The 20,029-nt window shown below is 66.3% G+C and carries 21 protein-coding genes and 1 tRNA gene; 4 read left to right on the forward strand and 18 right to left on the reverse strand.

Features of this window, described 5'->3' with window-relative positions; genetic code table 11:
- Positions 1–9: 9 nt before the first annotated feature.
- The 10 genes from HHAL_RS08890 to HHAL_RS08935 all read right to left on the reverse strand — a co-directional run bounded on the left by HHAL_RS08890 (position 10) and on the right by HHAL_RS08935 (position 7,618).
- Positions 10–486 (reverse strand): NuoB/complex I 20 kDa subunit family protein, encoded by a 477-nt coding sequence (locus HHAL_RS08890; RefSeq protein WP_011814550.1) that lies wholly within the window; start codon positions 484–486, stop codon positions 10–12.
- Entirely contained in the window at positions 477–833 is a 357-nt protein-coding gene (locus HHAL_RS08895; protein ID WP_011814551.1) for an NADH-quinone oxidoreductase subunit A, read from the reverse strand. Before HHAL_RS08895 ends, HHAL_RS08890 begins: the two co-directional genes overlap by 10 nt.
- Positions 834–1,092: 259 nt before the next feature.
- Positions 1,093–1,177: transfer RNA gene (locus HHAL_RS08900), tRNA-Leu, on the reverse strand.
- Positions 1,178–1,275: 98 nt separating this feature from the next.
- Positions 1,276–1,692, reverse strand: coding sequence for a preprotein translocase subunit SecG (gene secG, locus HHAL_RS08905; RefSeq protein ID WP_011814552.1), 417 nt, complete (start codon positions 1,690–1,692; stop codon positions 1,276–1,278).
- A 9-nt stretch (positions 1,693–1,701) separates the two neighbouring features.
- Entirely contained in the window at positions 1,702–2,451 is a 750-nt protein-coding gene (gene tpiA / locus HHAL_RS08910) for a triose-phosphate isomerase (protein ID WP_011814553.1), read from the reverse strand.
- Between the two features lie 68 nt (positions 2,452–2,519).
- Positions 2,520–3,887 carry a phosphoglucosamine mutase gene (gene glmM / locus HHAL_RS08915; protein ID WP_011814554.1) on the reverse strand — a complete coding sequence of 456 codons (1,368 nt, stop codon included), beginning with the start codon at positions 3,885–3,887 and terminating at the stop codon, positions 2,520–2,522.
- Between the two features lie 13 nt (positions 3,888–3,900).
- A complete protein-coding gene (gene folP / locus HHAL_RS08920; RefSeq protein WP_011814555.1) occupies positions 3,901–4,761 on the reverse strand; it encodes a dihydropteroate synthase in 861 nt (286 codons plus the stop codon).
- A complete protein-coding gene (gene ftsH, locus HHAL_RS08925) occupies positions 4,761–6,716 on the reverse strand; it encodes an ATP-dependent zinc metalloprotease FtsH (protein ID WP_011814556.1) in 1,956 nt (651 codons plus the stop codon). Before ftsH ends, folP begins: the two co-directional genes overlap by 1 nt.
- Before the next feature lie 46 nt (positions 6,717–6,762).
- Positions 6,763–7,401, reverse strand: a complete 639-nt coding sequence (locus HHAL_RS08930; RefSeq protein ID WP_011814557.1) for a ribosomal RNA large subunit methyltransferase E — start codon at positions 7,399–7,401, stop codon at positions 6,763–6,765.
- The gene (locus HHAL_RS08935) at positions 7,388–7,618 is read right to left on the reverse strand and encodes a hypothetical protein (protein ID WP_041595140.1); all 231 of its coding nucleotides are present in this window, start codon (positions 7,616–7,618) and stop codon (positions 7,388–7,390) included. The genes HHAL_RS08930 and HHAL_RS08935 overlap by 14 nt, the downstream gene beginning before the upstream one ends.
- Positions 7,619–7,671: 53 nt before the next feature.
- Between HHAL_RS08935 and yhbY the strand changes: the two genes are divergently transcribed.
- The gene (yhbY, locus tag HHAL_RS08940; protein ID WP_041595141.1) at positions 7,672–7,962 is read left to right on the forward strand and encodes a ribosome assembly RNA-binding protein YhbY; all 291 of its coding nucleotides are present in this window, start codon (positions 7,672–7,674) and stop codon (positions 7,960–7,962) included.
- A gap of 4 nt (positions 7,963–7,966) precedes the next feature.
- On the opposite strand, the gene HHAL_RS08945 is transcribed toward yhbY, so the two are convergent.
- The 5 genes from HHAL_RS08945 to HHAL_RS08965 all read right to left on the reverse strand — a co-directional run bounded on the left by HHAL_RS08945 (position 7,967) and on the right by HHAL_RS08965 (position 14,293).
- Positions 7,967–8,413, reverse strand: coding sequence for a DUF4149 domain-containing protein (locus tag HHAL_RS08945; protein ID WP_144446126.1), 447 nt, complete (start codon positions 8,411–8,413; stop codon positions 7,967–7,969).
- A 60-nt stretch (positions 8,414–8,473) separates the two neighbouring features.
- Complete coding sequence (gene greA / locus HHAL_RS08950) at positions 8,474–8,950, reverse strand: transcription elongation factor GreA (RefSeq protein WP_011814560.1); 477 nt, start codon at positions 8,948–8,950, stop codon at positions 8,474–8,476.
- Positions 8,947–12,168 (reverse strand): carbamoyl-phosphate synthase large subunit, encoded by a 3,222-nt coding sequence (gene carB / locus HHAL_RS08955; RefSeq protein ID WP_011814561.1) that lies wholly within the window; start codon positions 12,166–12,168, stop codon positions 8,947–8,949. The genes greA and carB overlap by 4 nt, the downstream gene beginning before the upstream one ends.
- Positions 12,169–12,231: 63 nt before the next feature.
- Complete coding sequence (gene carA / locus HHAL_RS08960) at positions 12,232–13,371, reverse strand: glutamine-hydrolyzing carbamoyl-phosphate synthase small subunit (protein ID WP_011814562.1); 1,140 nt, start codon at positions 13,369–13,371, stop codon at positions 12,232–12,234.
- Positions 13,372–13,576: 205 nt separating this feature from the next.
- Positions 13,577–14,293, reverse strand: a complete 717-nt coding sequence (locus HHAL_RS08965; protein WP_011814563.1) for a phosphoadenylyl-sulfate reductase — start codon at positions 14,291–14,293, stop codon at positions 13,577–13,579.
- Positions 14,294–14,535: 242 nt separating this feature from the next.
- Here HHAL_RS08965 and HHAL_RS08970 point away from each other — a divergent pair, with 242 nt between their 5' ends.
- Genes HHAL_RS08970 through HHAL_RS08980 form a run of 3 tightly spaced genes read left to right on the forward strand, consistent with a single transcriptional unit; the run spans position 14,536 to position 17,685 of the window.
- Entirely contained in the window at positions 14,536–15,498 is a 963-nt protein-coding gene (locus HHAL_RS08970; protein ID WP_011814564.1) for an ABC transporter ATP-binding protein, read from the forward strand.
- Positions 15,495–16,322, forward strand: a complete 828-nt coding sequence (locus tag HHAL_RS08975) for an ABC transporter permease (protein ID WP_011814565.1) — start codon at positions 15,495–15,497, stop codon at positions 16,320–16,322. Before HHAL_RS08970 ends, HHAL_RS08975 begins: the two co-directional genes overlap by 4 nt.
- A 37-nt stretch (positions 16,323–16,359) precedes the next feature.
- Entirely contained in the window at positions 16,360–17,685 is a 1,326-nt protein-coding gene (locus tag HHAL_RS08980; protein ID WP_011814566.1) for a nicotinate phosphoribosyltransferase, read from the forward strand.
- On the opposite strand, the gene HHAL_RS08985 is transcribed toward HHAL_RS08980, so the two are convergent.
- The 3 genes from HHAL_RS08985 to HHAL_RS08995 are packed head-to-tail and all read right to left on the reverse strand — an operon-like array spanning position 17,682 to position 19,974.
- Positions 17,682–17,873, reverse strand: a complete 192-nt coding sequence (locus HHAL_RS08985; RefSeq protein WP_011814567.1) for an H-NS histone family protein — start codon at positions 17,871–17,873, stop codon at positions 17,682–17,684. The two genes, HHAL_RS08980 and HHAL_RS08985, sit on opposite strands and share 4 nt — an antisense overlap.
- 30 nt (positions 17,874–17,903) lie before the next feature.
- On the reverse strand, positions 17,904–18,509 hold the full coding sequence (pdxH, locus tag HHAL_RS08990; protein ID WP_011814568.1) for a pyridoxamine 5'-phosphate oxidase: 606 nt from the start codon (positions 18,507–18,509) through the stop codon (positions 17,904–17,906).
- Positions 18,502–19,974: an NfeD family protein gene (locus HHAL_RS08995; RefSeq protein ID WP_011814569.1), complete on the reverse strand. Its 1,473-nt coding sequence runs from the start codon at positions 19,972–19,974 to the stop codon at positions 18,502–18,504. The genes pdxH and HHAL_RS08995 overlap by 8 nt, the downstream gene beginning before the upstream one ends.
- Positions 19,975–20,029: the final 55 nt, after the last annotated feature.

The raw sequence follows: 20,029 nt of genomic DNA on the forward strand, positions 1-20,029 counted from the left end.
GACTTTCCCTCAACGTGCGATGGTGTTGGTCCGGCGGATCTTGTTCTGCAGCTGCAGAATGCCGTAGTAGAGCGCCTCGGCCGTCGGCGGACAGCCGGGTACGTAGATGTCTACGGGGACGATGCGGTCACAGCCCCGGGTGACCGAGTAGGAGTAGTGGTAGTATCCCCCACCGTTGGCGCACGAGCCCATGGAGATCACCCATTTCGGCTCGGGCATCTGGTCGTAGACCTTACGCAGGGCCGGGGCCATCTTGTTACAGAGTGTGCCCGCCACGATCATTACGTCGGACTGTCGGGGGCTGGGCCGGAAGATCAGGCCATTGCGGTCCATGTCGTATCGACCCGCCGCAGTGTGCATCATCTCGACCGCACAGCAGGCCAGACCGAAGGTCATGGGCCAAAGCGAACCGGTCCGCGCCCAGTTGATCAACTTATCGGCGGAGGTGGTCACGTACCCCCGCTCTAGGATGCCTTCTACTCCCATTCCAGCGCCCCTTTACGCCACTCGTAGAGCAAACCGATCACAAGAAGTCCAACGAACAGGCCCATGGCCAAGATGCCGAACAGGCCTATATCGTCCAACACAACCGCCCAAGGGAAGAGAAAGGCGATCTCGAGATCGAAGAGGATGAACAGAATGGCGACGAGGTAGTAGCGCACATCGAACTTCATGCGCGAGTCCTCAAAGGCCTCGAAGCCGCACTCGTAAGGCGACTGCTTTTCCGGATCTTCACGCCGAGGACCGAGCACGAACCCGGCAGCCAGAGGCAGGACGCCGAAGACGAGCCCGACGACAATGAAGAGCAGAACCGGAAGGTAATTCTCTAGCATCGTTCGCCGCTCCGCTGGTGGCAACACGAGGCCGGCGCAAGCCCCAACCCCCGTGTCGAACATCGCTGGAGTTTACGGAGCGCTCTGTCTCCGTGTCAACTCAGCGCGTTTCGTAACTTGCTGATTATAAAGACGTTATGGTGCCGAGAAACGATCGTGACGGTTGCGGGATATCAATCCCGGCCGCCAGCGTGACCAAGCGTAAGGCTTCGGGATGGGGAGGGATCGCGCAGGGGCGCGGAGGGTAAGGAGAGATAAATGGTGCCGAAGGCCGGACTCGAACCGGCACGGCTTTCGCCACCGCCCCCTCAAGACGGCGTGTCTACCAGTTCCACCACTTCGGCACGTAGACGTTGTTGCGCGGGCGTTTACCCTGCCCTAACGCGGGAAAGATGATAGCAATCCTTATCCCGCGAATCAATCCCGTGATCGCGGAAACCGGCTACTCTTCTCCTTCCCCCTCCCCAGGCGCCTCCGGCCCCACCGGCTCGCCAGGGGCTTCCGGTGCCGGGGCATCCTCGTCAGCCGGCATATCCGGGGCCGCCGGCGCCTCGGGGTCGGTCTCTTCCTCGTCGTCGCTCTCCAGCACGCCCTCGTCATCGCCGATCACCGAGGCACCGCCACCAACCCCCTGGGCGGCAATCACCGCGAGCCCGAGACTGGTGAGGAAGAAGGTTGTCCCCAAGGTCGCAATCAGCTTGGTCATGAAGGTTGCTGCCCCGCGCGAGCCGAATACGGTGCTCGACGCACCGCTGCCGAAGGCGGCTCCCATGTCAGCGCCCTTTCCCTGGTTCAGCAGCACGAGCACCACCAGGGCTACGGCGATGACGATATGGACGGCAAGCAACGCTTCAAACATGGGTCTACCTCAGCCCTCCGCGGCTGCGTTGTAAATCGAAAGGAAACTGTCGGGATCCAGCGATGCGCCACCGATCAGACCCCCGTCGATATCCGGCTGGGCCAGCAGCTCGGCAGCGTTGTCGGCTTTCATGCTGCCCCCGTAGAGGATGGGCAGTTGATCGGCGATCTCGCCGGCGTCGCGCTCCTGGACGCGCTGCCGAATAAAGGCATGAACCGCCTGCGCCTGTTCCGGCGTGGCGGTACGTCCGGTACCAATGGCCCACACGGGCTCGTAGGCGATCACCGCGCCCTGAAAGGTGGCGCCGCCGACGGCGTCCATCACAGCGTCGAGCTGTTCACCGACCACGGACTCGGTGCGCTCAGCGTCGCGCTCGGCCAGGGTCTCACCAACGCACAGGATCGGGGTCAGCCCGGCATTGCGCGCCGCCACGAACTTGCCGGCCACCCGGCCATTGTCCTCGCCATAGAGCGTCCGGCGCTCGGAGTGGCCGACGATCACGTAGCGGCATCCGGCTTCGAGCAACATGCTCGCCGACACCTCACCGGTGTAGGCGCCCGAGTCGTACTCACTCACGTCCTGGGCGCCCAGTGCGACACCGAAGGGCAGCTGTGAAGCCGCCGCGGCCAGCAGCGGGTACGGCGGACAGACGGCCAACTCGGCATCCCCCGCACTGTCGGCAGCACGCTCCGCCACGCGGCGGACCAGATCCTGGTCGCCGTTCATCTTCCAGTTTCCAGCTATGATCTTGCGCCGCATGCCTAGACCCAACCCTGTCTATCGATTCCTGTGAAGCTGACGAAGCCTATCTACACAAACGCCTGAAATCAAATCGGGTCGGTCGCCGCACCCCGAGCGGCGGTCTCCACGGTAACGGCCAGCCAGTCGGCCAGGCGATTCACCTGCCCCTCGTCCGCGCCCTCGACCATCACCCGCAACAGCGGCTCCGTCCCCGACGGGCGCAACAACACCCGCCCATGGTCACCGAGCTGATGCTCGGCCTCTTCGACGGCCTCGGTCACCGCTGGCAGCCTGATGACGTCCGGGCCGCGTGAGACCGGCACGTTGACCAGTCGCTGCGGATAGTAGTGCATCCCGGCCACCAACTCATCCAGCGGCCGCCCGGTGGTGACCATCGCCTCGAGCACCTGAAGCGCAGAGATCAGCCCGTCTCCGGTGGTGGTCCGGTCGAGGCAGATGATGTGCCCCGAAGACTCGCCGCCCAGTGTGCCGCCGACCTGAAGCAACCGCTCGAGGACGTAACGATCGCCCACTCGGGTCCGCTCTAGCACCAGGCCCAGCTCCTGCAGGGCCACCTCCAGACCGAGGTTGGTCATCTGCGTGCCCACCACCGCCCCGCGGACCTGACCTCGGGCCACACGGGCCGTGGCAATGATGTACAGCAAGCCGTCGCCGTCGATCACCCGGCCGTAGCGATCCACCATGATGACTCGGTCGCCGTCGCCGTCGAAGGCCACACCCACATCGGCAGACGCCTCGACGACCCGCTGGCACAGACGTTCCGGGTGCTGCGAGCCGTGATCGACGTTGATATTCAGGCCGTCCGGCTCGTTGCCGATCACCACCACATCCGCGCCGAGCTCGGCAAGCACCGCCGGTGCCGCCTGATAGGTCGCCCCGTGAGCGCAATCGACGACCACCCGCAGACCCCGCAGATCGATCTGCCGCTGGACAGACCCCTTGCAGAACTCGATATACCGGCCCACCGCGTCGTTGATCCGCGTCGCCCGACCGAGCTCCTCGCAGCGGACCATCTGCGGCGGCCCGTCCTGCAGCAGTCGCTCGATGGCCTCTTCGGTGGCGTCGTCGAGCTTGTACCCGTCGGGGCCAAAGAACTTGATGCCGTTATCGTGATGCGGGTTGTGCGAGGCGCTGATCACCACCCCGGCCCGCGCGTGCAGCGTCCGCGTGAGGTAGGCGATGGCGGGGGTCGGCATCGGCCCGAGCATCAGGCTGTGGACGCCGGCGGCGGCGAAGCCGGCCTCGAGCGCGGACTCGAACATGTAGCCGGACAGACGGGTGTCTTTGCCGATGACCACCTTGCGCTGCCCCTCGCCGGCCAGCACGCGCCCCGCCGCCCAGCCCAACCGCAGGACAAAGTCCGGGGTGATCGGGGCTTCCCCCACCCGGCCACGGATACCGTCGGTTCCGAAGTAGCTTCTTTCCTCGGCCAAGACCTTCTTCCTTTCAGCGCGATTCCTGGGCGGTGGCGGCGGCCGCCGCCACCCGCACCGCGTCAGCGGTCGGCCCCACGTCGTGGGCGCGGATGATCCGAGCCCCCTGGAAAACCGCCACGGCCGCCGCGCCGAGACTACCCGCCAGGCGCTCCTCCACCGGACGATCCAGTAGCTTGCCCACCATGGACTTCCGCGACATCCCTACCAGAACCGGCAGCCCCAGCGCCACGATGCGCTCCAGGTGCCTCAGCAGCTGGTAGTTGTGTGCCAGCGTCTTGCCGAAGCCGAACCCCGGATCGAGCACTATCCGCTCACGGGGCAGACCGGCCGCCTCGGCCGCCGCCACCCGCTCGGCAAGGAACTCACCGACTTCCGCGACAACGTCGTGGTAGCTCGGCGACTCCTGCATGGTCTGCGGCTGCCCCTGCATGTGCATCAGGCAGACCGGCACACCGAGCCCAGCGGCCGCCTCCAGGGCACCCGGCTCCTGCAGCGCACGGATATCGTTGATCAGCCCCGCCCCGGCCGCCACCGCAGCGCGGGCCACCGCAGGCTTGTAGGTGTCCACCGAGATCGGGCAGTCGACCTCACGCACCAAGGCCTCAACCACCGGAATGACGCGCTCGAGCTCCTGATCCAGCGGGACCGGAGGCGCCCCCGGCCGGCTCGACTCACCGCCGACGTCGATCAGGTCGGCCCCCTCGGCGACCATCTGTCGGGCATGTGCGCGGGCCCTATCGAGATCGAGATAGCTCCCGCCGTCCGAGAAGGAGTCGGGGGTGATATTGAGCACCCCCATGACCCGCGGCCGATCCAACGTAAGGGGGCGGTCCCCGCAATGGAGAACCGCCCCGCCGACTGCCGCCCCCATCAGTGCTCGCCTACAGGTCCGCCGATGGGCCCCTCGCGGCCGTCTTTACCTTCGGCCTCGGGCTGGTCATCGGCCCCGGCAGTCTCACCCTCGTCGCCCGAGCCACCACCGTGATCCCGATCCTGCCACCCTTTGGGCGGTCGCGGCTCGTCGCCCCGCATGATGTCGTCGATCTGATCGCGGTCGATGGTCTCGTACTTCATCAGCGCATCAGCCATCAGGTGCAGCTTCTCCAGGTTCTCCTGGAGGATCTTCTCAGCCGCAGTGTAGTTGTTGTCGATCACTGCGCGCACTTCTTCGTCGATGGCGTGCTGCGTCTCGTCGGAGACGTCCTTCTGCTGCGCCATGGAGCGGCCGAGGAACACCTCGCCCTCCTCCTCGCCGTAGGCGAGCGGACCGAGCCGCGCCGAAAGCCCCCACTTGGTGACCATGTTGCGGGCAATCTCGGTGGCCCGCTGGATGTCGTTCTGGGCACCGGTAGTGACCCGGTCGTTGCCGAAGATCAGCTCCTCGGCAATCCGCCCACCGAAGAGGCTGGCGATCATGCTGTCCAGGCGCTGCTTGGTGTAGCTGTAGCGATCCTCCTCAGGAAGGAACATGGTCACGCCCAGCGCGCGCCCCCGCGGGATGATCGTCACCTTGTGAACCGGATCGTGCTCCGGGGTGAGCAAGCCGACGATGGCGTGCCCGGCCTCGTGGTAGGCCGTGAGCTTCTTCTCGTCCTCTTTCATCACCATGGACTTGCGCTCGGAGCCCATCATGATCTTGTCCTTGGCCTGCTCGAAGTCCGTCTGATCGACGGCCTCCTTGTTGGCTCGGGCCGCGAACAGCGCTGCCTCATTGACCAGGTTCTGCAGGTCGGCGCCGGAGAAGCCCGGCGTCCCGCGGGCGATGATCTCGGGCCGGACATCGTCCGCCGTCGGTACCTTGCGCATGTGCACGTTGAGGATCTGCTCACGCCCTCGGACATCGGGCAGCGGCACCACCACCTGACGGTCGAAGCGCCCCGGACGCAGCAGCGCCGGGTCGAGGACGTCGGGACGGTTGGTGGCAGCGATGACGATGATCCCTTCACTGCCCTCGAATCCATCCATCTCGACGAGCATCTGGTTCAGCGTCTGCTCGCGCTCATCGTGCCCACCGCCGAGACCGGCCCCACGCTGCCGCCCCACGGCGTCGAGCTCGTCGATGAAGATGATGCACGGGGCCTGCTTCTTCGCCTGCTGGAACATGTCGCGAACCCGCGAGGCGCCGACACCGACGAACATCTCGACGAAGTCCGAACCGGAGATCGAGAAGAACGGCACCCGGGCCTCCCCGGCGATCGCCTTGGCGAGCAGGGTCTTGCCGGTTCCCGGAGGACCCACCATGAGCACGCCCCGCGGGATCGTCCCGCCAAGCTTTTGGAATTTGCTCGGGTCACGCAGGAAGTCCACCAGTTCCTTGACGTCCTCCTTGGCCTCATCGCAACCGGCCACGTCCGAGAAGCTGTGCTTGCTCTGCTCCTCGGTCATCATCTTGGCCTTGCTCTTGCCAAAGGACATCGCCCCGCGGCCACCGCCGCCTCCCTGCATCTGGCGCATGAAGTAGATCCACACGGCGATCAGCAGCAGGAAGGGCGTCCACGAGATGAGGATCTGCATGAGCATGCTGTCGCTTTCAGCCTGCTCGGCATCGATGGTGACGCCGTGCTCAAGCAGTTCGCCGATCAGCGCGCGGTTGTCGACCTCCGGGTTGAAGGTCCGGTACTCGTTGCCGTCGGCGTGCTGGATGGTGATCTCCTCACCCCGGATCAGCACCTCGCGGATGTTCCCCCGCTCGACCTCGTTGAGGAACTCCGAGTAGGGAACCTTCTCGGTCACATCCGCCGATTGTTCCTGGAAGTTGCTGAATACGGACATCAGCACGACGGCGATGATGACCCAAAGGATCAAATTCTTGGCCATGTCGCTCACGGCGTCACCTCAATCTGCCTGAATCCGGCACCTGACAGGCACCTTACTATACCGTCGGACCACGAGCCAGAAGGTAAACCTCCCGACTCCCCGACCTGGAGGCATCCGGCTTACGGGAAAGTACGCGGGAGAAGCGGCGGGTCAGGTCCCCGCGGAACGCGTCGAATCCCTCGCCGTGGAAGACCTTAACTAGAAAGTCGCCATTCTTATGCAGGAATTGACCAGCAAAGTCGGCGGCAAGTTCCGCCAGCCCCATGGCTGCCGGCTGGTCCACTGCGTTGTGACCGGTCAGATTCGGCGCCATATCCGAGAGCACGATATCCACCGGGCGGCCCTCCAGGGCCCTCTCGACGGCGCGTAACCCCTCATCCGTGGAGAAGTCGGCGTGCAGGAACGTGACCCCAGGCAGCGGATCCATCTCCAGCAAGTCGATGGCGACCACCCGCCCGGCCGAGCCGACCTTCGGGGCCACCAGCTGCGACCAGCCGCCGGGCGCCGCCCCCAGGTCGACCACCACCTGCCCGGGCCGAAAGAGCCCGTCACGCTGATCGATGGCCTCCAGCTTGAGCGCCGCCCTGGAGCGCCACCCCTCGGCCCGGGCACGGCGGACAAAGGGGTCGCTCTCGTGCCGGCTCCGCCGAGCCTGCGAGTTGCACCCTCGCCGACGCCGCCTACAAGTTGCCATGCTCACGGCCCTCCGCCAGTCTGCGACGCGCCAGCACGCGCACGCGCAACGCCACCCAACCGCCCCCCAGGCAGGCCGCCGCCAGCACGCCGACGACTTCTTGCCAGGCGGCGATATCCAGTCCCAGTGTCAGAAAGTAGACGGCCACGACCAGCAGGACCACCACCCCCAGCTCGATCTTGGCGTCGCGCAGGGGACCGCCGCTTGCCCGGACCACGCCACGGCGTGGTAGCCTCCCCGATCTATAGTCACCAGGCACCCGACACCTCCATGCAGTTAGACCCGGATCAACTCAAGCAGCTACGCCGGCTCGGCCACGCCCTCAAGCCTGTCGTCCTGACCGGGGCCGCCGGCCTCAGTGAGGGAGTCTTGGAGGAGATCGAGCGGGCCTTGGACGACCACGAGCTGATCAAGGTCAAGCTCGCCGGCGCCAGCAAGGAAGAACGCCAGGCAATGACCACGGAGATCGCAGAGCAGACCGGCGCCGTCGTGGTGCAGACCATCGGGCGCATCGTGCTCCTCTACCAGGAAAACCCCGAGAAGAGCCAAGTCCTGATCTAGCCGCTCAGCGGCCGGCATCCTCGCTGCTCGGTGTCTCTTCGCCTTCTTCCGGTTGCCGCGGCTCGATTCCGCCGGCGACCAGGACCAGTGCCATGGCGCTAGCGACCATGTAAAGGCTCTCGGCGGCGCGCAGGGCCGAGAGGTACCCGACCTCGCCGGCCTGCTCGGTCAACGCCGCCATTGGCGGCCGGACCCAGAACTCCCCCACGGCCACCACCACGGTCAGCAGCACCAGCAGCCAAAGGCGCCAGTGTGCGGCCAGCGGACGAATCCGGTGGCGCAGCTGAGTCGCGATCAGCAGCGCAGCACAGACCAGCACCACCCAGACCGCCGTCCCGGTGACCTCGCCAACCAATGCCGCCGCCTGCGCGGTGTCTTCCAGGGTGCGGAACAGCAGCGGAGAGACGATGTAGCCACCGCTCCACAGCGCGCCGGCCAGCACCGTCAACATTACCCGCTCTGCGGCGCGGATCAGCACCGCACCTCCACAGCCAGCCCGCACCGTCCGGGACTATTCATACCGAACCTCGACGATCTCGTAGGTCCGCTCTCCGCCCGGGGCCTGAACCACAGCCTCGTCACCCTCCTCCTTGCCGATCAGGGCGCGGGCGATGGGCGAATTGACCGAGATCAGGTGTTGCTTGATGTCCGCCTCGTCCTCGCCAACGATCTGATAGGTGACCGTCTCTTCAGTGTCCGTGTCTTCAAGCGCCACAGTGGCGCCGAAGACAATCTTCGGCGCCGCCTGGACCGCAGCCGGATCGATGATCTGGGCATTGGACAGCTTGCCCTCGATCTCCTGGATTCGGCCCTCGATAAAGCTCTGTTGCTCGCGCGCGGCGTGGTACTCGGCGTTCTCCTTCAGATCGCCGTGCTCACGCGCCTCGGCAATGGCCTGAATAACCCGCGGCCGGTCTTCGTGCTTGAGCCGGTGAAGCTCTTCACGCAGCTTCTCTGCACCACGAATCGTCAACGGTATCTTGCTCATCCCGTCATCTCCCTGTGCAGGGCATCGAGGGGGCGGGCCTCCCAGTCCTTCATGTGATCCAGCGCCAGGCACGTCGCCCGAGCGCCCGCGATGGTCGTCGTGTAACAGACCTTGCGCTGCAGCGCCTCGCGGCGGATCGAGTAGGAGTCGGCGATGGCCTGCCGCCCCTCGGTGGTGTTCACGATCAGGTCGATCTCGTCGTTCTTGATGGCGTCCACGACATGCGGCCGTCCCTCAATGACCTTGTTGATCCGGCGCACCTCCAGGCCCGCCTCTTCGAGGGCGGCCGCTGTGCCATGGGTGGCGATCAAGCGGAAACCGCGTCGGACCAAGTCCCGCGCCACCTCCACCGCTGCCTCCTTGTCCACTTCACGCACGCTGACAAAGGCACAGCCGCCCCGCGGCAGGGTCACCCCCGCAGCCAGCTGCGCCTTGGCGTAGGCCTCTCCGAAACAGGCGCCAATACCCATCACCTCTCCGGTAGATTTCATCTCCGGACCCAGGATGGGATCGACACCGGGGAATTTGAGGAACGGGAAGACCGCCTCTTTGACCGAATAGTAGTTGGGAATGACTTCGCTCACCACCCCCTGCTCGGCCAGCGTCCGGCCGGCCATGCACCGCGCAGCCACCTTGGCCAGGGGCACACCGCAGGCCTTGGAGACGTACGGCACCGTCCGCGAGGCACGCGGATTGACCTCGAGGAGGAAGATGCGCTGCCCCTGGATGGCGAACTGCACGTTCATCAGTCCGACCACACCGAGCTCCCGGGCCAGCAGCCGCACCTGCTCGCGAATCCGGTCCTGCACATCCTGCCCCAGGGTGTAGGGCGGGATGGAGCAGGCGGAGTCCCCGGAGTGGACGCCGGCCTGCTCGATGTGCTGCATGATCCCGCCGATGACCACCTGGTCGCCGTCGCTGACGGCGTCCACATCCACCTCCACGGCGTCGTCGAGGAAGCGGTCAAGCAGGACGGGCGAGTTGTGCGAGACCCGCACCGCCTCATTCATGTACTGGCGCAGCTCGCTCTCCTCGTAGACGATCTCCATCGCCCGCCCGCCGAGCACGTACGAAGGGCGCACCACCAGCGGGTAACCGATCTCGGCAGCCAGCTGAAGCGCCTCGGTCTCGGTCCGGGCGGTGCGGTTCGGCGGCTGCATCAGGTCGATCCGTCCGATGAGCTCCTGGAACCGCTCCCGGTCTTCGGCCAGGTCGATGGAGTCCGGGCTGGTGCCGATGATCGGTGTCCCGGCAGCCTCCAGCTCGCGGGCAAGCTTCAGCGGCGTCTGCCCACCGTACTGGACGACCACCCCATCCGGCTGCTCGGTCTCCACCACCTCGAGCACGTCCTCCAGGGTCAGCGGCTCGAAGTACAGCCGATCCGAAGTGTCGTAGTCCGTCGAGACCGTCTCGGGGTTGCAGTTGACCATGATGGTCTCGTAGCCGTCCTCGCGCAGCGACAGCGATGCGTGGACACAGCAGTAGTCGAACTCGATCCCCTGGCCGATGCGATTCGGGCCGCCACCAAGGACCATGATCTTCTTGCGCCCGGTGGGCTCGGCCTCGCACTCCTCCTCGTAGGTCGAGTAGAGGTACGCCGTGGCGGTGGGGAACTCGGCGGCGCAGGAGTCCACCCGCTTGAACACCGGCCGCACGCCGAGCTCACGGCGACGCTGCCGCACCTGCGCCTCGGTAACGCCCCACAGGCTGGCCAACCGGGCATCGGAGAAACCGCGGCGCTTGAGCCGCAGTAAGGCACCGGCATCACAATCGTCCAGCGCGCTCGCGGCGACCTGCCCCTCCACGGCGATCAGTTCCTCGATCTGCGCCAGGAACCACGGATCGATGGCCGTCATCCCGTGGACCTCGTCCAGGGTAAAGCCGACCCGGAAGGCGTCACCCAGATGCAGGACCCGTTCGGGCGTCGGCTGACGCAACGAGTGGCGCACCGTATCGCGCACATCCTGACGGCTGCGATCGAGCCGCTCGTCGAGCCCGGAAAGGTCCTGCTCCAGACCCCGCAGGGCCTTCTGGAAGGACTCCTGGAAGGTCCGCCCGATGGCCATGACCTCGCCCACCGACTTCATCTGTGTCGTCAGGTAGCACTCGGCCTGGGGGAACTTCTCGAAGGTGAAACGCGGGATCTTGGTGACCACGTAGTCGATGGTCGGCTCGAAGGAGGCCGGCGTCGCCCCGCCGGTGATCTCGTTGCGCAGCTCATCCAGCGTGTAACCGACGGCGAGCTTGGCCGCCACCTTGGCGATGGGGAAGCCGGTCGCCTTGGAGGCCAGCGCCGAGGAGCGCGACACCCGCGGATTCATCTCGATGATCACCATGCGCCCGTTGTCCGGGTTGATGGCGAACTGGACGTTGGATCCGCCGGTCTCCACACCGATCTCGCGCAGCACCGCCAGCGATGCGTCGCGCATCAGCTGGTACTCCTTATCGGTCAGGGTCTGCGCCGGTGCAATGGTGGTGGAGTCGCCGGTGTGCACCCCCATGGGGTCGAGGTTCTCGATGGAGCAGACGATGATGGCGTTGTCGTGCCGGTCCCGCACGACCTCCATCTCATACTCCTTCCAGCCGAGCACCGACTCCTCGAGGAGCACCTCGTTGGTGTAGGAGAGGTCGAGCCCGCGCTCGACGATCTCGTTGAACTCCTCGCGGTTGTAGGCGATGCCGCCGCCGGAGCCGCCCAGGGTGTAGGAGGGGCGGATGATCACCGGGAAGCCCATGCGTGCCTGCGCCGCCTGGGCCTCGGCCATGGAACGGGCCAGCTCGGCCCGCGGCGTCTCCAGACCGATGCGGGCCATCGCCGCGCGAAACGCCTCGCGCTCCTCAGCCTTGTCGATCGCCTCCCGGCTGGCGCCAATCATCTCGACGCCGTATCGCTCCAGCACGCCGTGCTTGACCAGATCGAGGGCACAATTCAGCGCCGTCTGCCCGCCCATGGTGGGCAGCACCGCATCCGGCTGCTCCCGCTCGATGATCCGCGAGACCGTCTGCCACTCCACCGGTTCGATATAGACCGCGTCGGCGGTCTCCGGGTCGGTCATGATGGTCGCCGGGTTGGAGTTCACCAGGATGACCCGATAGCCCTCCTCGCGCAGGGCCTTGCAGGCCTGCGCACCGGAGTAGTCGAACTCGCACGCCTGGCCGATGACGATGGGGCCGGCGCCGATGATCAGGATCGATTGGATGTCAGTTCTTTTCGGCATGATTCGAGAGTGCTCGGGGTCCAGTGGTCGGCGATCGGCTGTAGAGAAGAAGCTGCGCGGCGCTTAGCCCTGCTCCATCATCTCGACGAAGCGCTGGAACAGCGGCCGCATGTCGTGGGGGCCCGGGCTCGCCTCCGGGTGCCCCTGGAAGCTGAAGGCGGGCACGTCGGTTCGACGGATGCCCTGCAGCGAGCCGTCGAACAACGAACGGTGAGTCGCCTTCAGGTGGGCCGGCAGGCTGGCCTCGTCCACGGCGAAGCCGTGATTCTGGCTGGAGATCAGCACTTGGCCGGTGGCCAGATCGATCACCGGGTGGTTGGCCCCGTGGTGGCCGAACTTCATCTTCTCGGTCCGCGCCCCGCTGGCCAGCCCCAACAGCTGATGGCCCAGACAGATGCCGAAGGTCGGGATGCGATGCTCGTCGAGGAGCTCGCGGATGGTGGCAACGGCGTACTCCATGGGCTCCGGGTCACCCGGGCCGTTGGAGAAGAACAGGCCGTCCGGCTCCAGCTTGAGGACATCCGCGGCGGCGGTCCGCGCGGGCACCACGGTGACGCGGCAGTCGGCATCGACGAGCAGGCGCAGGATCTGCTGTTTAATGCCGTAATCAAAGGCCACCACGTGGTAGCGCCCGGCATCGCCACGCTCGGCAGCGTCCGCACACCCGTCATCCAGGGTCCAGGTCCCGCGCTGCCAGGGCCTGCGGGTCTTGGTACCGGCCTCTCCGGCCAGGTCGCGCCCGCTCATGCCGCCATACCCCTGCGCCTGAGCCAGTGCCCACGCCTCGTCCAGGGACTCGCCGGCCGCCAGGCAGCCGCCCTGGGCGCCTCCTTCGCGGAGGCGGCGGGTCAGTTTGCGAGTATCGATCCCGGAGATGGCCACCACCCCCTGCTCGCGCAACCACGCTGTCAGTCCCTGCTCGGCACGCCAGTTGCTGGCCCGCGGCGGCACATCACGCACCACCAGCCCAGCCAGCCGGGCGCGATCGTCCTCGCGATCCACACTGTTGATGCCGGTATTGCCGATGTGGGGATAGGTCAGAGTGACGATCTGACCGGCGTAGGAAGGGTCGGTGGCGATCTCCTGATAACCGGTCATGGCGGTGTTGAAAACCACCTCGCCGGTCACGGCCCCGTCGGCGCCCACCGCCTCGCCGTGGAAAACCGTACCGTCCTGGAGGACGAGCAGTGCTGGCCGGGTCAACGCAGCCTCCCCTGGTTGGAGCTGAACGCCCGCCCGGGCACGCCACGGGCGGGGTACGGACATGCAAAAAACGGGAGGGTTCGCCCCTCCCGTCCATGGAGTCGTCAAGCCGCGCCCTGCGGCGCGTGAACGCGGGTATTCTACCGGCCCGGGCAGGAATCTGTCACGGCTTTGTGGCTTTCCCCTGGCGGCGCGGACCCGCCGCTCAATCCTGGGGACTCCGGTGCAGACCGCACTCGCGCCGCGCGGGGTGCTCCCACCACCAGCGCCCGGCACGGATATCCTCGCCGGCGGCTACCGGGCGGGTGCATGGCGCGCAACCGATACTGCGGTACCCCTGATCGTAGAGCTTGTTGTAAGGCACGCCGTGGCTGCGCAGATAACCCCACACGTCGGCCTCCTGCCACTCCGCCAGCGGGTTGAGCTTGATCAGCCCCTGCTCTGGGTCGTGCTCCTCGATCGGTAACTCGCTCCGGGTCGCTGCCTGGGCCCGGCGCATCCCGGTCAGCCAGGCGCGCTGGCCGCTGAGCGCCCGGCGCAGCGGCTCTACCTTGCGCGCGTGGCAGCACGCCTGCCGAGCCTCAAGGCTATGGTAGAACCCGTTGACCCCGAAAGACGCCACCACCTGCTCGACCTCGAACGCCTCGGGGTAGTAGGTCCGCACCACCGGGCCGTAGCGTTCCCGCACCCTCTGCTGCAGCTTGTACGTCTCGGCGTTGAGCCGCCCAGTATCTAAGGTAAATGCGTCAATCCCGGGGGTGTGCGCCCGAATGAGATCGAGCAGGACCATATCCTCGGCGCTGAAACTCGAAGCCAGCACCGCAGGCAGATACTCCGCCTCCACCCGGCGCAGGATGGCGACAGTCCCCTCTATACGCTGCTCCAGCGCAGCGATGTCCGATGGCTCATCTACGATCGCCATGGGCGCACGCACCTCCGTTGGCCGTTACACCTAGAGCGGCTCGGACCTCGCCCCGCGCCGCCTGATTACTGACGTCACCCAAGAATGAGACGCAACGGCGGCCGCGGTGAAATACGGAGACGGCAACCTCTTACCACCATCAGGAATAAGGGGGGGGTCAGCGCCGTAACCGGCACCGCTCTACAAAAACCCCCTTCCAGCCCCTATCATGATCGGTTTCCCAACAAACCTGAGGACGCGCATTGACCGCGCTAGCTGTCTCCGATCTGACCAAGACGTACGCCGGGGGGCAGATCGCCCTGCACGGCATCAACCTGACCGTAGACGCCGGCGCCTTCTTCGGCCTGCTGGGCCCCAACGGCGCGGGCAAGTCGACGCTCATCGGGATCATCTCGACGCTGGTCAACAAAAGCGGCGGCACGGTACGGGTCTTCGGCCACGACCTGGATCGCGACCCCTGGGCGGTCAAGTCCTCCATCGGCCTGGTCCCGCAGGAGTTCAACTTCAACACCTTCGAGACGGTGGAGCAGATTGTCGTCAACCAGGCCGGCTATTACGGCATCCCCCGCCGCCTGGCCCGTCAGCGCGCAGAGCACTACCTCCACAGCCTCGGCCTCTGGGAGCGCCGAGATACAGTCTCGCGCACGCTGTCCGGCGGGATGAAGCGCCGGCTGATGATTGCCCGGGCGCTGATGCACGAGCCGCAACTGCTCGTGCTCGATGAGCCCACCGCCGGCGTGGACATCGAGTTGCGCCGCTCGATGTGGGACTTCCTGCGCCACATCAACGATCAGGGCACGACCATCATCCTCACCACGCACTACCTGGAAGAGGCCGAGAGCCTCTGCAAGGACATCGCGATCATCGATGACGGGCGGATCATCGAGAACACCGACGTCAAGAGCCTGCTCCAGCGCCTGTCGACCCACGCCTTCCTGCTCGATGTCGACCGGATGCCCGAGCCGGTACCAAAGCTCAGCGACTTCGCGCTGCGCCAGGTCGACGACCACGTCCTCGAGGCCGAGGTCCCACGCGGGCGGGCACTGACCGATCTGTTTGCCGCCCTCTCCGAGCACGGGATTACGGTCAGCAGCATGCGCAACAAATCAAACCGCCTCGAGGAGCTGTTCCTGCATCTGGTAGAGAGCAACGACGAGGCCCAACCAACGCCCCACCGCACCGATGGGCAGGAGGTGATCTCTTGAACCGCCCTCAGGGATCCCCGGGTCACCGCTACGGCAGCCAGGGTACGCCATCGCGGACGGCCGCCGCGCTCGTCTCCCTGCAGACCATCGTCTATAAGGAGACCCACCGCTACCTGCGCATCTGGATCCAGACGCTGGTGCCGCCGGCGATCACCATGACCCTCTATTTCGTCATTTTCGGCGCGCTCATCGGCGAGCGAGTCGGCGAGATGGAAGGCTACCGGTACATGGAGTACATCGCCCCGGGCATCATCATGCTGGCGGTGATCACCAACTCCTATAACAACGTCGTCTCATCGTTCTTCGGGGCCAAGTTCCAGCGCCATATCGAAGAGATGCTGGTCTCGCCGACCCCCAACGTGGTGATCTTGCTCGGCTATGTAGCCGGCGGCGTGGGGCGCGGGCTGTTCACCGGTGCCATCGTTACTGCGGTGGCGTTGATGTTCACTTCCCTGCCGATCCACAACTGGGCGATCACCATCTCGGTGGTGATCCTCACCGCCGTGCTGTTCTCCATTGGCGGGTTCATCAACGCCATCTACGCCCGCAAGTTCGACGACATCGCCATCATCCCCACGTTCGTCCTAACCCCGCTCACCTACCTCGGTGGCGTGTTCTACTCGATCTCGCTGCTCCCGGAGTTCTGGCAGGGCGTCTCGCTGGCCAACCCAATCCTCTACATGGTCAACGCCTTCCGTTACGGCATCCTCGGTTCCGCGGACGTCCACATCGCTGTCTCCTACGCCATGATGCTCGCCTTCATCGCAGCTTTCGGCGGATTCGCCCTGTATCTGCTAAACCGGGGTACAGGACTGCGCTCCTGAGCCGCCGCGCCTGCATTCACATCACGAGGGAGCCCGCATGGAACCGGCCCACAGCCCACTGCTGACCGACCTCTACCAACTGACCATGGTCGACAGCTACCTCCAGCAGGGGATGCACGGGCCGGCCTCGTTCGAACTGTTCAGCCGCAAGCTACCACCCGGGCGCGGTTTCTATATCGCCTCGGGCATCGAGGCGGTGATCGACTGGCTGACGGCGATGCGCTTCAGCGACGCGGAGCTGGCCTGGATCCGTGACTGCGGCCACTTCCGTGCCGACCTGGCCGACGAGCTGGCCGACCTGCATTTTACCGGGCACGTCGAGGCGGTCCCCGACGGCACCATCCTCTTCCCCCAAGAGCCGATCCTGCGGGTAACCGCACCGCTGCCGGAGGCCCAGCTCATCGAGAGCCGGGTCATGAACCTGATCCACCTCCACAGCCTGCTGACCAGCAAAGCCGCCCGGGCCGTTCTAGCCGCCGGCGACAGCAGCCTGGTGGACTTCGGCATGCGCCGCGCCCACGGTGCTGAGGCGGCCATGGCCGCCGCGCGCAGCACCTGGATCGCCGGCTACGCCGGAACCTCCACCTGCCTGGCGGGGGCGCAGTACGGCATCCCCACGGTCGGCACCATGGCCCACTCCTACGTCCTCGCCTTCGACCGCGAGATCGACGCCTTCCGCGCCTTCGCCACCGCCCACCCGAAGAACGTGGTCCTGCTGATCGACACCTACGACATCACCGACGGAGCCCGGAAAGTGACTCAGCTCGCCGGCGAGGGATACCCGGTCCAGGGGGTGCGCATCGATAGCGGCGACCTCGGCAAGGAGGCGCAGCGGGTCCGCGAGATCCTGGACGCGGCGGGCCTGGGGCAGGTACGCATCCTGGTCAGCGGGGATCTGGACGAGTATGCGGTGAGCCGCCTGCGTGCCGACGGGGCCCCGATTGACGGCTTCGGACTGGGCACGCGGATGGACACCGCCGCCGATCAGCCCCACCTGGATATGGCCTACAAGCTACAGGAGTACCGGGGCGTTGCCCGGCGCAAACGCTCCGCGGGGAAGGTGCACTGGCCGGGCCGCAAGCAGGTCCGTCGCCACTTCACCAATGGCGTGGCCACCGGCGACACCCTCTGCCTGGCAGAGGAGGACAGAGACGGGGTGCCCCTGCTCACCGAGGTGATCGACCGCGGCCAGCGCACCCGGACCGCCGAGAGCACGGACACCATCCGCCAGCGCGTTCAGCAGGGGCTTGCCGCTCTGCCCGCCGATTGCCGCAGGCTGGACGCCGACGCCAACGCCTATCCGGTGGAGATCTCCGCTCAGCTGCGCGCCTGTGCCCAAGCCACCGACCGCCAGCCCCACTAATCCGCTCGATCGGCGCCCCGCATGCCCTCCAGCAGATCACTGAGGGCGAAGCCGTAGCGTTCGGCGATGGCCTTCAACTCGCGCTGCGCCTGGGTGATATTCTCCCGGCGGCGGCGCTCGATCTCCCGTTCCACCTCCTCGCGCAGTCCACGCAGCTGCTCGGCCGAATACCTGGAAAGATCCTCCATTACGCTCCCTTTCGCCCGAAGAAACGTCCCTCACGGGTTGAGTAGGAAATGGCTCCAGCCGTCCGTCCGGTGCTCGTATCGCTCGCGCTGATGCAGGCGGCCATCCCCGGCCGACCAGAGCTCAATGCTGACCGGGATTATACGGTACCCCGACCAGTGCGGGGGGCGGGGTACACGCTCGGGGAAACGCGACTCGACCTCCTCCAGGCGGGCCTCCAGCTCGTGACGACTGGCCAGCGGCTCCGACTGGTGAGAGGCCCAAGCCCCCAACTGGCTCAACCGCTCCCGCTGCGCCCAGTAGCGATCCGCCTCGCTGGCGCTCACCGCGGCCACCACGCCGCGGATCTCCACCTGCTCGTAGAGCGGCTGGAAGTGCAGGCACAGCGCCGCACGGGGGTTATCGGCCAGTTGCTGCCCCTTGCGACTGGCACGGTTGGTGTAGAAAACGGCACCCTGCTCGTCGAGCTGCTTGAGGAGCACCGTCCGCGCTGCCGGCCACCCGTCGCGTCCCACCGTCGCCAGGATGCCCGCGGTGGGCTCCGGCAGATCCGTGGCCCGGGCCCGCTCCAGTACCTGGTGCACGCGGCTCAGGGCCTCCTGATAGATCGTGTCCGAATCCATCCCCGGCTCAGTCATTGGGCTCCACCTTCAGTGTCAGTCCTTCCTTACTGACCACGCGCACCCGCTCGCCGCTACGCACCGGGCTCACCGCCACGGCATTCCAGCGCTCGCCGGCGTAACGCACGTGGCCAGCCCCCTCGAAACTCTCCTCGGCGATGGCCTCGGCATCGATGAGTTCATCAGCCCCGCCGAGTTTGGGTCGTTGCCAGGCCCGGGCGGCCATCATCGCCACGCCGATGAAGATGATCAGACTGGCCACGGTAAACCCGGCGATCACCCCAAGCGAGACCTGGAAGGCCTCAAGATCGGTGTCGAACAGCATGATCGAGCCGAGGACGAAGGCGACGGCACCGCCAATGCCCATGATCCCGAAACTGGGCATGAACGCCTCGGCGATCATGAAGGCGATCCCCAGCCCGATCAGCCCCAGGCCGGCGTAGGTGATCGGCAACGCCTGGAAGGCGTACAGGGCCAGCAGCAGACTGATGCCACCGAGGACACCAGGCACCAGGGAACCGGGATTGATCAGTTCGAAGATGATGCCGTAGATGCCCACCAGCATCAGGATGTAGGCCACGTTCGGGTTGGTGATCACCGAAAGCAGCCGATTGCGCCAGTCCGGTTCGACCAGATCCACCTCCAGTCCGGCGCTCTCGATGGCCCGCTCGCCCCCGGGGAGCTTGACCACCACGCCATCGGCCTTGGCCAGGAGCTCATCCACGTCCTCGGCGACGAAGTCGATCACCCCCAGCTCCGCCGCCTCGCTCGCCGAGGCGCTGATCGATTCGCGCACTGCCCTCTCGGCCCACTCGGCATTGCGCCCGCGCAGCTCGGCCAGCCCCTTGATGTAGGAGACCGCATCCTCGATGATCTTGCGCTCCATCGCGTCCGGGCGGTCGGCCCGCTCTTCCGCCGGCTCTTCCTGCTCGACCGCCTCGTCTTCCTCACGCGCCTCCTCGTCGACGTCTTCCTCCTCGCCGCCGAGCCGCTCCCGGAGCTCCTCCAGGGCGTCGCCTCCCTGCTCCTCGTCATCGCCACCGGGGAAGATCCCACCGCCTCCCCCGCCGATCTGCACCGGAGTGGCCGCACCGAGGTTGGTCGCCGGCGCCATGGCGGCCACGTGCGAGGCATAGAGGATATAGGTCCCGGCACTCGCCGCGCGGGAACCGCTGGGCGCGACGTAGGTGGCCACAGGGACGTCGCTGGCGAGGATCTCGCTGATGATGTCCCGCATGGCATCGTCGAGACCACCGGGCGTGTTCATGCGCAGGATGACCAGACCGGCGCCCCGTTCCTGAGCCTCGGCCAGGCCGCGCACGATGTAGTCGGTGGTGGCCGGACCGATGGCCCCCTTGACGTCAAGCATCAGCGCAGTGCCGGCGGCATCTTCGCCGGCGTCCGGAGGCGTCTCGGCACTACCCAGCGGGACCGCCGAGAGGAAGTAGGCAAGAAGGACGGCGAGCAGACGTCGAATCCACATGGTCAGGCACACCTCCAAAAAACGGCGAGGGCCGACGACAAGCCCCCGCCGCGTG

The sequence above is a fragment of the Halorhodospira halophila SL1 genome, assembly GCF_000015585.1.
Lineage (GTDB): Bacteria > Pseudomonadota > Gammaproteobacteria > Nitrococcales > Halorhodospiraceae > Halorhodospira > Halorhodospira halophila.